This window comes from Sediminibacterium sp. FW305-C-61 (assembly GCF_058231065.1).
The window spans coordinates 528,836-545,562 of record NZ_JBIQXR010000001.1 but is presented as its reverse complement, the minus strand read 5'-3'; the positions used below and the strand labels follow the sequence as shown (position 1 = coordinate 545,562).

9 protein-coding genes are annotated in these 16,727 nt (G+C 40.6%); 2 read left to right on the top strand and 7 right to left on the bottom strand.

Annotated features, from left to right (window positions below; translation table 11 throughout):
• Positions 1-6 precede the first annotated feature (6 nt).
• Positions 7-618: a class I SAM-dependent methyltransferase gene (locus ACH30E_RS02320; protein ID WP_490823494.1), complete on the top strand. Its 612-nt coding sequence runs from the start codon at positions 7-9 to the stop codon at positions 616-618.
• 96 nt (positions 619-714) lie between these two features.
• On the opposite strand, the gene ACH30E_RS02315 is transcribed toward ACH30E_RS02320, so the two are convergent.
• Both ACH30E_RS02315 and ACH30E_RS02310 read right to left on the bottom strand, forming a co-directional pair.
• Complete coding sequence (locus ACH30E_RS02315; protein ID WP_490823493.1) at positions 715-1,716, bottom strand: PorP/SprF family type IX secretion system membrane protein; 1,002 nt, start codon at positions 1,714-1,716, stop codon at positions 715-717.
• Positions 1,717-1,873: 157 nt separating this feature from the next.
• Positions 1,874-8,161 carry a PKD domain-containing protein gene (locus tag ACH30E_RS02310; RefSeq protein WP_490823492.1) on the bottom strand — a complete coding sequence of 2,096 codons (6,288 nt, stop codon included), beginning with the start codon at positions 8,159-8,161 and terminating at the stop codon, positions 1,874-1,876.
• Positions 8,162-9,480: 1,319 nt separating this feature from the next.
• On the opposite strand from ACH30E_RS02310, the gene ACH30E_RS02305 reads away from it, so the two are divergent.
• The gene (locus tag ACH30E_RS02305) at positions 9,481-10,878 is read left to right on the top strand and encodes an MATE family efflux transporter (protein ID WP_490823490.1); all 1,398 of its coding nucleotides are present in this window, start codon (positions 9,481-9,483) and stop codon (positions 10,876-10,878) included.
• Between the two features lie 107 nt (positions 10,879-10,985).
• On the opposite strand, the gene corA is transcribed toward ACH30E_RS02305, so the two are convergent.
• The 5 genes from corA to ACH30E_RS02280 all read right to left on the bottom strand — a co-directional run bounded on the left by corA (position 10,986) and on the right by ACH30E_RS02280 (position 16,666).
• Entirely contained in the window at positions 10,986-12,083 is a 1,098-nt protein-coding gene (gene corA, locus ACH30E_RS02300; protein WP_294997092.1) for a magnesium/cobalt transporter CorA, read from the bottom strand.
• An 87-nt stretch (positions 12,084-12,170) separates the two neighbouring features.
• Positions 12,171-13,904: an ATP-binding protein gene (locus tag ACH30E_RS02295; protein WP_490823488.1), complete on the bottom strand. Its 1,734-nt coding sequence runs from the start codon at positions 13,902-13,904 to the stop codon at positions 12,171-12,173.
• Complete coding sequence (locus ACH30E_RS02290; RefSeq protein ID WP_294997095.1) at positions 13,904-15,028, bottom strand: sensor protein KdpD; 1,125 nt, start codon at positions 15,026-15,028, stop codon at positions 13,904-13,906. Before ACH30E_RS02290 ends, ACH30E_RS02295 begins: the two co-directional genes overlap by 1 nt.
• Positions 15,028-16,107, bottom strand: a complete 1,080-nt coding sequence (locus ACH30E_RS02285; RefSeq protein ID WP_490823486.1) for a porin — start codon at positions 16,105-16,107, stop codon at positions 15,028-15,030. The genes ACH30E_RS02290 and ACH30E_RS02285 overlap by 1 nt, the downstream gene beginning before the upstream one ends.
• A 7-nt stretch (positions 16,108-16,114) precedes the next feature.
• Positions 16,115-16,666 (bottom strand): K(+)-transporting ATPase subunit C, encoded by a 552-nt coding sequence (locus tag ACH30E_RS02280; RefSeq protein WP_490823485.1) that lies wholly within the window; start codon positions 16,664-16,666, stop codon positions 16,115-16,117.
• Positions 16,667-16,727: the final 61 nt, after the last annotated feature.

The window sequence follows — 16,727 nt, the reverse complement described above, 5'->3', positions numbered from 1 at the left end:
TGCTGCTTGGTTTCCATTGAAAAAATATATCATTTTCCTCCTTTAAATATCAAACTCATTCTTCCCGACCCTGCATTGCTGCAAAAAACCTGGGAGGAAAAACAATTAAAAGATTTTCCTTTCTGGGGAAAATGCTGGCCAGCAGCTATTGCGCTCTCAACATTTATTACTAATCATTCGAAGCTTATTGAGGGTAAGTTGGTGCTTGAACTGGCTGCCGGACTTGCACTACCCTCTCTGGTTGCGGCAAATTTTGCAAAGAAGGTCATAACCAGTGATTACCTTCCGGAGCCTTTAGATTTTGTAAACGCATCTATCCGGGAGAACAATATTTCAAATATTGAAACAAGGATTATTAACTGGCAGCATATTCCTGATGATTTATCTGCAGATGTACTTTTACTCAGTGATATAAATTATGACCCCCATGCATTTGAAATGCTTGATCAACTGCTGACTTGTTTTCTTGAAAAAGAAACACTCATAATACTGAGTACGCCTCAGCGCATTATGGCCAAATCTTTTATTGATAAATGGTTGTCTTTTCAGGTGATGCAGGAGGAGTTTGTTGATGAGCAGGGGGTGCGCGTAACCGTATTCCTCCTAAAAAAGCAGTAACCTTCAGTGTACCTCAGTGTATTCAGTGGCAATAAATTATTTAAAAAGGGTTATTGCCACTGAATACACAGTGGGCACTGAAAGATTTGATAGTATTTAAAAGAAACATGGAATACTATTCCGTTTATCTTTTTGTTTGAAGAAGTAGATAAAAGATAATTCACTACTCCCCGTAAACCCATTTGCTTTTTTAAGATCAGAATGCGTGATATCGTAACTAACCCCGAGCTGGTAACTTCCTGTTCTTAATCCTATATAAGGATAAACTGCGTCTTTGGCTCTTATCCATGCACCGGTATATAAATGGCTATCTGTATTTCCTATTCCCCATCCATAAGCCATACCGATTACCGTTTGATTATTTCTGGCCTGTTGCATAAGGTTGGCGCTGATAAAAAATTCATCCCGATCACTCACTTGCAATAGTCCACTGGCATGAACAGCATAGCGCCTTGCCAGTCGGCCGTTTTGTCCGCTAAAGAAACCAAGTGAAGGGTTTAACAGATGATAGACAGATGCGCCGATATTAAAATTATTTCCCGTCTCATCACCATAATTATACAATGCACCAATATTCAGGTCTGCAAAACCCACTGAACGGTTATTGATAGTTTCTCCACTTGGCACCGAAAGATCAAAACCACTGCTGGTAAACTGGTTGGCAAAACTTATTTTACTAAAGTCTACCACATGTCTTGCATAAGCCGCCTGAACACCAATACCAATTGACTGGTAACCATCAGCATCCAGTCCTTTATTAAATCCGGTTGATACTGCGATATAACTGTTTTTATAAATACCGCTACCCGCCTCATCGTACATAGCTTGTATGCCCAGTCCCCATTTATCATTCGAAGCAATTTTATTCTCCATGATCCTTGTTTCATAAGAAATTGATCCTGTCTGATAGGGTGAACTAATATTGGCCCATTGGTTTCTGTAATTAACGGATAGTCGTTGCGATGCATTAAAATAACCCGTGAGTGCAGGGTTAAAAGTTAATGGTGCACTGAAGTACTGTGAGAAATAAGGATCCTGTGCAAACAGTGTTTGGCTGCTGCAGAGGAGGCTTAAGATGCAAATGATATATTTTCTCATACTTTTCGTGAATTGTCAATGGTGAATAGTCAATAGGTGCTCTATTGTTGTTATTCACTGTTGATTTAATCTCTCTTTTTACTTTTCGTGAATTGTCAATGGTGAATGGTCAATCTTAGCAGCATATTTATTGACCATTCACCATTGACTATTCACCCTATTGCAACAGCAAAACTGTGCCTGTTTTTCTTACTATATTTCCTTGCACATCAACTGCTTCAGCTATCCAGGTATATGTGCCTGTTGGCTGCATTACACCGAGGTATAAACCATTCCAACCTGATTGTGGGGCGCTGTCTTTCGTAGTGAAAATCATATTACCCCATCTGTTGAATACCCTGAAATAATTTAGCTGACGCATTCCCACCAGTATCGGATACAGGCGATCATTTTGTCCGTCATTATTTGGTGAAAACCCTTTTGGCACATAAATATCAACGCCTGGAATTACTTTAATCAATACTGAATCAACAGTGGTGCAACCAATATCATTGGTGATGGCAACGGTATAATCTGTTGTAATATTTACCCTGATGCTTGGTGAAGCAACGTTAATATTATTTACTCCTGTTGCCGGGCTCCATACATAACTATTACCAATATTTCTTGCCGGAACAGTTACAGGAATATCTTTCAATACTTCAACATCCTTATATCTTATACCCGGAGTTGCTGATTGAACTGTATAGGTTTTTAAAGTAGTTTCATTAAAGCCAGTACAGATTGGACTGGTAGCAGTGAGGCGAACTATATAATTGCCCGGGGTTGTATAAATATGACCTGGAGAGAAGAGATTTGAGGTAACACCGTCACCAAAATCCCACAGCCAGTTGATGCCGCCGCTGGCGCTGGTAACGGAGGTGTTACTGAAATTAGCAGTTACCCCTGCGCAGGCATTTGATACGGTAAACTGTACTGTAGGCTTTCTTAGCAGTTCAAGGTTAATGGTATTGCTTGAAACAGTTTCACAACCCTGTGCTGAAATAAATTTAACTGCGTATATACCAGCTTCTGTTGCATTTAAGTTGGCGGCGGTTGCACCACTAATAGGTTGTTGGTTCAATAACCACTGGTAGCTGTTGGCGCCAGAGGCATTAAGTGTTAGTGAACTGTTTTCGCAGATGATATTTCCGGTTGGTATTTGCAGTATGCCTTGTGGTGCTGCATTAATTTGAACGGTTACTGGTGCTATACGGAAGCAACCGGTGATTGCATCTGTTGCCCTGATATAAAATATTCCTGAGTTGTTTACATTCTGCGCATTGGTAACAGGCGTAGTTAATGCAGCATTAGCGAAATAAGCAAAATTCAGTCCGCTACTGCTGCCTGCAGTTATAGATGCGTCGGCAAGGTTGATCACCTGAGGTGAACAAACCGCAGCAGGATTGTTAACAGTTAAAGTAGGCAAGGCATTGATTGTTACGGTAACCGGAACAATGGCGCTACAACCCGTAGCAGGTGTTCCTTTAATATAATAAACGCCCGAACTGCTTACTGCATTTGCATTTGTTAAAACATTGGTTGCAGCGGCATTGGTAAAATAAGTATAGCTGAGTCCGGCAGCACTGCCATTTGTAATAGCTGCGGCAGTTAGGTCAACAGTGCCTGGCGCACATACAGGTGCGGGTGTATTTATCTGCATAGCGGCCTGCGGATTAATACTAACAATTACAGGTTTTATACTTGCACAATTCGTTGTTGTATTGGTGCCTTTTATATAAAAAGTGCCTGCAGTACCGATAGCAAAAGGTGTTGTGAGCGATTGGGTAGCAGCTGCATTTGTCCAATAAGTATAAGATAAACCAGTAGTACTGCCAGCGGTAATACCTGTAGCAGTAAGATCAACAGTACCTGGTGCACAGACTGCTACTGGATTGGTAATGGTTAAATTTGGAATAGCGTTCACCGTTATGGTTACAGGTGCTGAAGTGGCAGAACAATTGTTCTGGTTGGTTACGGTTACAGTATAAGTTCCGCTGGTGGTAATATTACTAATAGAAGGTCCGGTTGATCCATTGCTCCACAGGTAGTTTAATCCGGTTCCGGAATTTGCGTTTAAATTAACTGAGCTGCCGGTGCAAAAAGTTGTTGGGCCACTTGGTGTAATTGTTGCTGCTGGCAGGGCATTGACTGTAATTGTAGTTGGTGATGATGTGTTTTTACAACCATTGCCATCTGTGACGGTAACCGTATAAGTTCCGCTGCTGGTAATATTACTGATAGATGATCCGGTACTTCCATTACTCCACAAATAACTACTCGCAGTATTTGCACTTAGGTTTACGCTACCTCCTGCACAAAAGGTTAGTGAACCATTAGCTAAAATTGAAGCTATCGGTAAAGGGTTAACGGTTATCGTTGCAGGTGATGATGTATTCTGACAACCATTACCATCTGTTACGGTAACAGTATAGGTTCCACTGCTGGTAATATTACTGATAGATGATCCGGTACTTGCGTTGCTCCACAAATAGTTATTACCTCCGCTCGCAGTTAGGTTTACACTTCCACCTGAACAGAAAGTGAGGGGCCCGCTTGCATTGATTGAAGCGGATGGTAGTGCATTAACTGTTATAGTTGTAGGTGATGATGTATTCTGACAACCATTACCGTCAGTAACAGTAACAGTATAAGTTCCGCTATTGGTGATATTGTTGATCGATGGTCCCGTACTTGCATTACTCCACAAATAACTGTTACCTGCACTTGCTGTTAGGTTTACACTTCCTCCTGCACAAAAGGTTAGTGGTCCATTAGCATTGATAGAAGCAGTGGGTAAAGGATTAACTATTACAGTTGTTGATGTGATATTTTGACAGCCATTACCATCGGTTACAGTAACACTATAGGTTCCGCTGTTCGTAATATTTGTTAAAGCTGCGTTTGTTCCGTTGCTCCATAAATATGTTGTTCCTCCGGTTCCGGTTAGGTTAACTGAATTACCTACACAAAAAGTTAAAGGTCCACTCGCTGTTATACCAGGAGTTGGTAAAGCGTTTACTGTTATTACAGTTGGGGAGGAAGTGTTCTGACATCCATTACCATCCGTAATGGTAACAGTATATGTTCCACTTGTACTGATATTGCTGATTGATGAAGTGGTATTGGCATTGCTCCACAAATAACTGTTTCCAGCACTTGCAGTCAGGTTTACACTACCACCAGCACAAAAAGTTAAAGGGCCATTGGCATTGATAGTAGCTGTTGGCAATGGGTTAACGGTTACAGTAGTTGAAGTAATATTTTGACAACCATTGCCATCGGTTACTGTTACGCTGTAGGTTCCGCTTGTAGTGATATTTGTTAGGGCCGCATTTGTTCCGTTACTCCATAAATAAGTTAAGCCACCTGTTCCGGTAAGGTTAACTGAATTACCTGTACAAAAAGTTAGTGGGCCACTAGTGGTTATACCTGGGGTTGGTAACGCATTTACAGTTACGATTGTAGAAGTAATGTTCTGACATCCGTTCCCATCTGTTACGGTTACACTATAAGTGCCACTTGTAGTAATATTCGTTAACGCTACATTAGTTCCGTTGCTCCATAAATAATTTGTTCCGCCAGTTCCCGTTAGGTTTACGGAATTGCCCACGCAGAATGTTAATGGGCCACTAGCTGTGATGCCTGGTGTTGGTAACGCATTTACTGTTACGGTAGTTGATGTGATGTTCTGGCAACCATTGCCATCTGTTACCGTTACGCTGTAAGTTCCACTGGTGGTAATATTCGTTAATGCTATATTCGTTCCATTACTCCATAAATAACTCGTTCCACCAGTTCCCGTTAGGTTTACGGAATTTCCCACGCAGAAAGTTAATGGGCCACTGGCCGTGATGCCTGGTGTTGGTAACGCGTTTACAGTTACTGTAGTTGATGTGATGTTTTGACAACCATTGCCATCTGTTACCGTTACGCTATAAGTGCCACTTGTAGTGATATTTGTTAACGCAATATTAGTTCCGTTGCTCCATAAATAATTTGTTCCACCTGTTCCGGTAAGGTTTACTGAGTTGCCCACGCAGAAAGTTAATGGGCCACTGGCTGTGATGCCTGGTGTTGGTAATGCATTTACTGTTACAGTGGTTGATGTGATGTTTTGACAACCATTGCCATCTGTTACGGTTACACTATAAGTTCCACTTGTAGTAATATTCGTTAACGCTATATTAGTTCCGTTGCTCCATAAATAGCCTGTTCCACCTGTTCCAGTAAGGTTTACCGAATTGCCCACGCAGAAAGTTAATGGGCCACTGGCTGTGATGCCTGGGGTTGGCAAGGCATTTACAGTTACAGTGGTTGAAGTGATGTTTTGACAACCATTGCCATCTGTTACCGTTACGCTATAAGTGCCACTTGTAGTGATATTTGTTAACGCAATATTAGTTCCGTTGCTCCATAAATAATTTGTTCCACCAGTTCCGGTAAGGTTTACTGAGTTGCCCACGCAGAAAGTTAATGGGCCACTGGCTGTGATGCCTGGTGTTGGTAATGCATTTACTGTTACAGTGGTTGATGTGATGTTTTGACAACCATTGCCATCTGTTACCGTTACGCTGTAAGTACCGCTTGTAGTAATATTTGTTAACGCTATATTAGTTCCGTTGCTCCATAAATAATTTGTTCCACCAGTTCCCGTTAGGTTTACGGAATTGCCTGCACAAAATGTTAATGGACCGCTGGCTGTGATGCCTGGTGTTGGTAACGCATTTACTGTTACGGTAGTTGATGTGATGTTCTGGCAACCATTGCCATCTGTTACCGTTACGCTGTAAGTTCCACTGGTAGTAATATTTGTTAATGCTATATTCGTTCCGTTGCTCCATAAATAGCCTGTTCCACCTGTTCCAGTAAGGTTTACCGAATTGCCCACGCAGAAAGTTAATGGGCCACTGGCTGTGATGCCCGGGATTGGTAACGCATTTACTGTTACCGTGGTTGATGTTATGCTCTGACATCCATTGCCGTCTGTAACTGTTACACTATAAGTTCCGCTTGTAGTAATATTCGTTAACGCCACATTTGTCCCATTACTCCATAAATAACTGTTGCCTCCTGCTGCTGTCAGGTCTACAGAGTTACCTGCACAAAATGTTAGTGAGCCGTTGGGTGTAATAGTAGCTGTTGGTAGCGGATTAATCTGAAAAAAAGATCCTCCTGGATCACTTTCACATCCTGTAATGGCATTCCTTACAGTTAGCGTGCCAGAATAGGTTGTTGCTTGTGCTGTAGCAGTTGGAATTGCAACCGTTATTGGCGAGCCCGAAGTAAAATTATTAGCAGTATAAGCCACATTTGTAAAGCCATCAGTTATTGCTGCTGGGCTCCAGTCTATCTTATATTCGGTAGGGGTATTTGAATATGTAAGGGTAACATTGACAAAACTTGCACCATAACAAATCTTTGGAATGGCAGGATCTATCGTTTGAAAAACAGGTTTAGGGTTTACCGTTATGGTTATTGAAGATGTTTGTGCATTTACACAATTTGTTACGCTACTTTGAACTGATATTAGCTGATAAGTAAGTGTTGCGGCCGCATTGACTACGGGTGTTAGAGTAGCAATACCTGCACCATTTGTAACAACCGTTTGATTTCCCCCTGTAACACCGTTTGTTAAAATTTCGTAGGTAACAGTATAAGGAGCGGTTGCACCTGTAGCAGTAATGGTAATAGTAGGGGCTGTGGAATTTTGACAGGCGGTTAATGTATTTGCACCAATTATTGCAGTTGGCAATGGGCTTATAGTCATTGTTAATGTAGCTGTTGAGGCATTTGTACATGTTGTTGAACTTGCGTCCTGAATTTGTAGCAATTCATAAGTGTACACTCCTGTTTGGACATTTGTTGGAACAGTCAATTGTGCAAGATTACCAGTAGATTGAATTGTTTGATTACTCCCAACATTTCCTAAAGGGTCTGTAATTCTATAAGTAAATGTAAATGGAGCTGTTCCAACCACACCTGTAATATTTACTGTAGGAGAAGATGCATTTTGACAAGCACTGTTAATTCCTCCTAATGCGGTGAGAGTTGCGGTTGGATTCGGATTAACTGTTATAGTTAATGAATTTGAGGTTGTGAACGCAGGTGGTATAGTTTCGAAATCCACATCATTTGATGTAGGACCAAAAATCATTGTAAAAACATGTGTTGTTTGTGCACTAAATAGAACGGCAGCATTAAAGTTAAATGAGTAATTAAAATTACCAAAGCCATCAGGAGTCGTAGCTACAACTGGTCCAGTAGCTGTTATTGTGCCATTGGTAACTCTCACCCACTTAACAAAAAGAGCATTTGGATCATTTGAGGTTCCAGTTATACCAACCACTGTGCTTTGACAAACTGTAGTAGGATTAGTCGGAACAGTTAAACCAATTGTAGTTTGTGCATTGAGAGATTGTCCGACAAAAATTAAGAGTCCAACTACAAAATAACATCTAGCCACCCAATGGCGGCATACTTGAATATTGGACAATATTTTCCTAAAGCAGTTCACGGGGGGATATTGAACTTTGTTTTAAAGTTATAGTATTATGATATTCAACGCATTACTGATTCTAAATTTTATAGACTTTTAATATTAGTATATACGCAGATTTCCTTGTTTTGGTATACCGCCATTCGATTTTTTTCTACTAAAACTTTCCTTCAGGATAAAACCACCATTTAATGCGAATCACGGGTTGAAATTGCATAAGAGCGGGAAATGGAACGCAGATCTATCATGATACTCATGATAGATCTTGATAAATCCGTGTTCTATCTAAGCAGCCAAATAAGATTAGGGGCTATTACTTCTTATGAGCCTGCTTTAATGACATCAAAGACTCCTCTATGGATGTTTTTCTCATTTTTGGCAGATTTCAACTTTTGATTCGCATTTTTACGATTGCAGCCCCGTAAAAATCAGCCATTAGCTACCTGTCAATGCTATGCGAAAAAAATTCTAAGTGGTTTGGTTTTAATCCATAAAACACGAAATTCTAATTCGCACATTATCAAGGATTTACACGAACCATCAACACACCATCAACACAGCAACAACACATCACAACACATATTAGTGTTTTGAAGTGCTGAAATACCGTTATTACCCTGTAGATCTATTGGAGAAGACTCTAATGAAATATAAGCCTGCATTACATATACCCGCACTTGTAAATGTTATTATCCTACTTTATGTGGAACCCCACCGGGGTAAGAAGCATTGATGTTCAGGGGAAACAGCTGCTTCACAGGAGTTCTTCGGACAAGCCTTGATTTGTGTTTGTATTAGGCTTTCTGCTATTATTATGAATAAATGGGCTTGCGAATTTGTTTTGTAAAAATCCTACTTAAAAGAAATATTTAATTACCACACTTACGCTTATGGATGGTTGAATTCATCGTAAAAAAAGCTAGCAGCTAGTCCGAATGACTCCCTTGGAGAAGCCATTTCTCCAGACTGCAATGACTTCAAGCCATAAGCAAAACGCCCCTACTTCAACCATTATTCACCAGACACCATATACTCACGAGTTTATTGAATACGATCATGTCGAATATTTACGCCATTCATCCATATTTATTCCCCGACTTTGCAGAAAAAAAAGATATTTTTGTTTTGCCCTCGGTATAATTCAACCAAGGGATACGTCTACGAATACTTTTTTTATGAACTATTAAGTCGGGATTGCAACGATTTTGCTGCATCCCTAATCATCCCGCTGAATTTTATTTATACGCCTTTGGCGTATACTATTCTCTATTTAACCTATTCAACCAATGACGAATATTCAACCAACAAATACGCCCAAAAAGGGTTTCTTTAGTTATTTCCGTGAATCACTGAACAGCGAACACCAGGACTTTACACAAGGCAGCATACGCAAAGCCGTATTCATGCTGGCCATTCCTATGATACTGGAAATGTGTATGGAATCGGTATTTGCCGTTGTAGACATATTTTTTGTAAGTAAACTGGGGGCAGGAGCAGCAGCTACTGTAGGGCTTACCGAATCTTTCCTTACACTTATTTATTCCATCGCAATCGGTCTTAGCATGGCCGCAACCGCCATGGTGGCCCGTAGGGTGGGTGAAAAAAATCCGGAAGAAGCCGCCCATGCAGGTGCACAGGCATTATTACTCTGTATCGGCGTTTCAATACTGGTAAGTGTTATCGGTCTCTTCTTTGCCGCAGACGTGTTGACCCTCATGGGGGCGGATGCGAAAGTGGTAGAAATGGGTACTAATTACACGCGTATCATGTTAACCGGTAACATAGTTATCATGCTCCTTTTTCTCATCAATGGTATTTTCAGAGGAGCTGGTGATGCTGCTATGGCCATGAAAAGTTTATGGCTGGCTAATATCTGCAATATCATTCTCTGCCCCATTCTCATTAACCAGTTTGGTTTAACCGGTGCAGCAATGGCTACTACTACAGGTCGCGGTATTGGTGTGCTTTACCAGCTTTACCACTTGTTCAGAGGAAAGAGTATTATCCGCATCCTGAAAAAGCATTTTATACCTGTGCCGGCTATATTGAAGTCAATCGCCAATATCGCCTCCACCGGTACACTTCAATTCATCATTGCATCTGCCAGTTGGATCGTAATGGCCCGTATCATCACCGGATTTGGTAGTGATGCAGTAGCAGGATACACAATTGCCATCCGCTTACTCATCTTTTTCCTGATGCCGGCATGGGGACTCAGCAATGCAGCGGCTACACTTGTTGGACAAAACCTCGGCGCTAAACAACCAGACCGTGCGGAGCAATCTGTTTGGAAAACTGCCCGCTATAATGCCGTATTTATGGCTATAGTGTCTGTACTTTTTGTGGTAGGAGCAGAGTTCTTTGTTGGACTTATAACCCAGGATCCAAACGTAACCGTAACAGCCGTTTCGGCCCTGCGTATCGTAAGTATCGGGTATATCTTCTACGGTGTAGGTATGGTAATGATCAATGCTTTCAATGGTGCGGGTGATAGTCGCACCCCAACCTGGATACACTTATTCTGGTTCTGGATATTCCAGATTCCTTTCGCATTACTGCTATCCAAAACCCTCAACTTCGGCACCACCGGCGTTTTCATCGCCATCGTAGTAACCGAAACCTGTATCAGCATTACCAGCGTAATACTGTTTAAGAGAGGGAAGTGGAAATTGGTGAAAGTGTAGGAAAAAAACAGAGAAACAGAGAAATAAGAAATAAGGAATAAGAAAGGAGTTAAAGATTTGATCTTCACTTTCTCATTCCTTATTCCTTATTTCTTATTTCTCTGTTCTCAAAACCACCCTCTCCTTTTAAACAACACCAGCATCCATATTGGTATGGCCAGCATTAGGCCTACGGCGATGAAGAAGCCGTAGTGGTGGTGGAGATAGGGGATGCGGTCGAAGTTCATGCCGAAGATGCCGCCTATTACTGTGGCTGGAGCCAGTAGGCAGGTTACGATTGCCATCACCTTCATTACCTCATTGGTTTTTAGGTTTACATTGCTGAGGTAGAGATCTTGCAGGTTCATCATCATATCGCGGTAGTTCTCTGCGAGATCATTCGCCTGTAGTATATGGTCGTAAATGTCTTTGAAATATTTAGTTGTTCGTTCTTCCAATAAATCACTTTCACTGCGGATAAATCCATTGATCAGGTCTCTTACCGGACTCACATTTCGTTTCAATACGATCAGCTCTTTTCGCAAACTATTTATAACTGCTAGTGTACGGGTATTACTACCTCTTATGATTTTCTCTTCCAGCTGTTCTATCCTGTCGCCTAATTTCTCCATCACGAGATAGTAATTATCTACTATCATATCTAACAAGGCATAACATAGATAATCAGCACCGCTCGACCGAAGTTTACTGGTTGTTAAACGAAGTTTATCGCGTATCGGATTAAATACATCTCTTCCTGCATCTTCCTGAAACGATAGTACAAAGCCTTTTCCTAAAACAATACTTATCTGCTCAGTTTCTACCGCTCCTGTTTGTTCATTGAAGTATAACATATTGAGCAAACAGAATAAAACATTCTCCATCTCATCCATTTTCGGACGTTGGCTAACACTCATAATGTCTTCTACTATAAGTGAGTGGATACCAAAATGGTTACAGGTAGCTTCAACATCTGCTTTACGTATGCCGTCTACATTAATCCAGGTTGTATGAACATTATCACGATAATTAAAACATTCTTTAACGTCTGTTAAGGTAGTTTCTGAAAAAGTCGTTGCTGAATAATCGTATACCTTAACCTTGATTTCACTTGCCTCAATACGCTCGGGTATTACAGTAGGGTTTACATGAAAGATATCACGCGTCCGCTTTGTATCAAATAGCGTAAGCGGGTTCAGGTATTTGAGGTATTTGGCGCCGGTCATAGGGTGAAGTTAAGAAAACAGAAGAACAGAGAAATATCCAATATCCAATTTCGAAGTTGGATATTGGATATTTCTCTGTTCTTCTGTTCATCCCCCTTTCTCCAGATAAAAAGCAAACTCACTTCCCTTACCATATTCCGAAACCAGCTCCATTCTGCCGCCCTGGGCTTCAATAAATTCTTTGCTGATACTGAGTCCGAGACCCGTACCTTCTTTTTTGGTTCCGGGAATACGGAAATAGCGATCGAAAACACGATCGATATAACGTGGTTCAATACCCTGCCCGGTATCGGTTACACTAAAACGAATCTGATCCTTTTCTTCTTTTGCAGTTATATACACCGTGGCATTTTCATAACTATAACGGATGGCATTTGACACAAGGTTATTGAGTACCCACGCTGTTTTGTCTTTATCGGCCAGCACCAATGAAATATTTTCTGGCACTTCTATTGAAAGGCTGATTTTTTTATCCTCTGCCGCTACCTTATTGGTGTTGATTGCGTATTCCATAATTTCCTGCACAGATGCGGGTTGTACCGTCATTTGAATGGAACCTGTTTCCACCTGCGTCATATTCAGCAGTTCGCCCGTTATTTTCAACAGCCTTGCAGTATCTTCTTTAATACTTTCTACCATATTTTTCTGCTCACTGTTTAGTTCGCCTAGCTGTTTGTTTTCAAGCAGGTCGAGACTCATGCGGATAGATGAAATAGGTGTTTTGAGTTCATGAGATACCGTAGCAATAAAATTGGTTTTGGCAAAATCCAGTTCTTTATAAGGCGTAATATTTTGTAGCAGTATTACATTGCCAATCAGTTTTTCTATTTGTTCGCCTGTTGGAATAATCTTGATAGGAATAATTTCCTTTTCAAAATAACTCTCTTTATTATCGGCATATATTTTTACCGGCAACTTTGCAGTTGTTGATGGTGAACCATTATTGTACAGGTCCTGTACCAGCGAGCGTATCAGGTCGTTGTTAAGCGCCAGTTCTTCAGCGGTTTTCCCTGTAACTTGTTCTGTTTTAAGCCCCGAAATTTTTAGGGCCATATTGTTCATGAACAATATCCTTTTATTTTCATCCAGTCCAATAACAGGATCGTTCATGTTATTAATCAGTGTTTCAATTCTTTTCTTCTCCATCAGTAATTTCTGAACGCTGCTGGCCTGGTATTCTTCCAGTTTTTCTGCCATAGTATTAAAAGATGCCGCAAGTTCCCCAAACTCATCTTTTTTATTAAAATGTAGTCTCCGCGAATAATTTCTTTCTGCAATTTCCTTAATACTGTCTGTTAACTCTTTTATGGGATTGGCAATATTCCCAGGCAGGTTAAACAGCAGGGTAAAAGCGATGATAAAACAAATGGTTCCTATAATACTGATCCAGAAAATAGAATTATCTGATGTAGTTTCTGCCACTTTATTCTTGCGCTGTATAGCCTGCATATTCAGCAGCATGATATTGGAAATATCTCTGCGGATATTTTTTACCAGTTGCGAATCACTTAAATTCTGTTGTAACAAACTAAAATGTGTTGCCAGTCTGCTGGTTAGTTCAGCCTCTCCTGCTTCGGTAATATTTTTCTGCTGTAATGCCAGGTTTTCAGAAAAGAGTAGCTGGTTTTCAGGTAACTGGATATTATTATCCAGCGCCATCTGCATTTTTCGCGAATAATCAAGCGTATTATAATTGGCCACCAATATATTTTTGGTGTCATTACTCAGCCTGTTGATGTAAAACACACTGATTGATGCCAATAATAATATCATGGCAAAGAGCAGCCCCATACCTAATTGCAGTTTCTGTTTAATTTTCATCAGCTTAAAATTACAAGGTCAATATCGCTACTCGACAATTTTTTCAGCAACTCATTAAATACATTGGTAGCCAGTATAAGGCGAAACAGGCTTAAGTGTGGTTTGCCTATACAAATGGTGGTAATCTGTCTTTCGTCGCACTGTTCCATAATAGCTTTGGCAATATTAGGGCTTTCCGCTTTGATGATTTCGGCTCCCAGTTCTGTGGCTAGTTTAAAATTGTTGATCAGGTGTCTTTGCTTATCCAGCGCAATTTTATCGGTGGCTTCATCGGGTGTTTGTACATACAGTACATACCATTTGCTGTTATAGTAATTGGCCAATCGCGCCGTTTTACGAATCACTGTTTTGGCTGTTTTGTCATTGGAGCTGATACAAGCCAGAAATTTTTCGTGTTTAATAGCATTCGCTTTCGTAATTTCTGTCTCCACTTTTCGCTCTACCTGCGATGCCACTTCTTTCAGTGCCAGTTCGCGCAGTTGAAGAATATGTTCACTCTTAAAGAAATTACTAAGTGCTGTTTCAATTTTTTCCTGTTCATAAATCTTCCCTTCCTTTAAACGGGTCACCAGTTCATCGGCAGTTAGGTCTATATTCACCACTTCATCGGCCTGTGCCAGCACACTATCCGGTACCCTTTCTTTTACCTCTACACCTGTTATCTGTTTTACTTCTTCATTAAGGCTTTCAATATGCTGAATGTTTACCGCACTGATGACATTGATGCCCGCATCAATTATTTCGAGTACATCCTGCCATCGTTTTTCATTTTTACTTCCCTCAATATTGGTATGTGCGAGTTCATCTACAATAACCACTTCAGGCCGTAAGTTAATTACGGCCTGAACATCTAATTCCTCCAGTTCCTTCCCCTTATAAAAAAGTTTACGTCGGGGTATTACTGGCAAACCATGCAACAGTTCATGCGTTTCTTTCCTGTTGTGGGTTTCAATATATCCGATCTTAACATCGATGCCATTTCTTAATAATGCATGCGCTTCCTGTAACATGCGATACGTTTTACCTACACCGGCACTCATACCTATGTAGATTTTAAACTTCCCCCTTTTCGATTTTTTAATCAGGTTCAGGAAATGCTGTACTGTCTGGTCTTTATCTGGCATTAGAATGAAATGGCTAGTGCAGTGGAAATAAAGAAATTATTGTTTGCGATATTGCCGTTCTTCTCAAAAACCCTGTCTTTCGATGAAAATCCTCTTGCTTCTATGCGCCAAATGGCCTGGTTGCTGATAGCATGATCATAATTCAAAGAATACCCCCATGTTTTAAAACCATTGGGTGTAGCAGTGGCAATGATTACTCCATTAGCATCATTATAATATTCGAGCCTGGCTGTAAAACTGTTCTTTGCATCTGCATTTATTTTTGTCATTACGATAGGTGTATACCAGGTATTGTATTTGCTGCTTCCTTTTTGTTTTTGTTCAAAACCAATATCAAATCCAGTAGTGATGGCTAAAGCATCAGACAACTGAAATATGCCATATAAATTATGGAAATAGCGCATCTGCTTAACGCTATCTGGTTTATCGTTACCAATAAATGAGCTGCTGTTCAACGTGATTTTTGCATTGGGTTTATAGGTTAACTGGTGACCAATTCCAATGGTACTATTACCCGGCACTCGCTGAATACGCTGCCAGCCATTGAGCAACAATCCACCCATGGTCCATTTTTCGTTGGGTGATGTATAAGTGAGTTTTACGCCAGATTCATAATAAGGAGAGTTATCTGCCAGTATTCCTCTGGTGAGTGCCCAGCAATCTTTACCTATAACACTTTCAAAACCAATATGTGAAGCAAAAATGCCTGCATCGATCCAGAGATTGGATGTCTTCGATATTTTAACACCTGCATTTGCTTCAAAAATATTTTTCAATACCCCGGGTTCTGCAGCGAGGTTGGCGTTCATATATGTTCCCGCAGCAAGGGCGAGGTTGGCCCTCACACCATTTTGCTGATAAGCAGCTTTTACCATACCAAGGTTGAGGTTGAACTCGTTGTGTCTGTTATGCGAATACACAAAAGAGGGCCTGTTTTGCATAGCTGGTTTCCCGAAATCATAGCTGTAATACGTTTCGAGGTAACCACTAAAACTAAGTGGACTGGTTTCGTTTTTTTCCTGCGCCTTTGCTGATAACAATGCACAAAAACCTATAATCGTCAAAAACTCCCTTTTCATCTTGTTGTTAATTTAATTGATCTAATGCAATATTTAATTGTAAAACGTTAATTGTTTTGGGGCCCACTGCCGGTTGCTCTGTGTAAGTACGTATCAATTCACGCAGATTGGCCTCTGGTATGTTGCGGATATTTGAAATTCGCTTTATCTGTACCTCGGCCGCCGCCACTGAAATATGCGGATCAAGTCCGCTACCGCTGGCTGTAACCAAATCAACCGGGATATCTTTTTTATCGATACCGGGATTATGCACCAGAAAACTATCAACCCTTGCCTCAACCGTTGCGAGGTAATCAGGATTGGATGGACCTTTATTACTGCCTGCAGAACCTGCTGCATTATAATTTACTGCCGATGGTCGGCTATTGAAATACTTATCATCTGTAAATGACTGCCCGATATTGCAGTAATATTTTTTACCGTTGGCTTCAATCAATTCACCCTTTCCTTTCTGTGGTGTGAGTTTAGCAACGCCCCATATTGTAAGTGGATAGATACCTGATAATACAACCAGTAATACAATGGTTAATTTGATGGCTGGAAAAAAATGTGTTTTCATAAATAATTTTTCCTCTGCGTAACCTCTGTTTTCTCTTGTTCTCTGCGGTGAAAATTCACCG

Excerpts from the sequence above, each read along its gene's own strand:
- ACH30E_RS02315 (WP_490823493.1), bottom strand. The coding sequence starts at position 1,716 with ATGAGAAAATATATCATTTGCATCTTAAGCCTCCTCTGCAGCAGCCAA.
- ACH30E_RS02305 (WP_490823490.1), top strand. The coding sequence starts at position 9,481 with ATGACGAATATTCAACCAACAAATACGCCCAAAAAGGGTTTCTTTAGT.
- corA (WP_294997092.1), bottom strand. The coding sequence starts at position 12,083 with ATGACCGGCGCCAAATACCTCAAATACCTGAACCCGCTTACGCTATTT.
- ACH30E_RS02295 (WP_490823488.1), bottom strand. The coding sequence starts at position 13,904 with ATGAAAATTAAACAGAAACTGCAATTAGGTATGGGGCTGCTCTTTGCC.
- ACH30E_RS02290 (WP_294997095.1), bottom strand. The coding sequence starts at position 15,028 with ATGCCAGATAAAGACCAGACAGTACAGCATTTCCTGAACCTGATTAAA.
- ACH30E_RS02285 (WP_490823486.1), bottom strand. The coding sequence starts at position 16,107 with ATGAAAAGGGAGTTTTTGACGATTATAGGTTTTTGTGCATTGTTATCA.
- ACH30E_RS02280 (WP_490823485.1), bottom strand. The coding sequence starts at position 16,666 with ATGAAAACACATTTTTTTCCAGCCATCAAATTAACCATTGTATTACTG.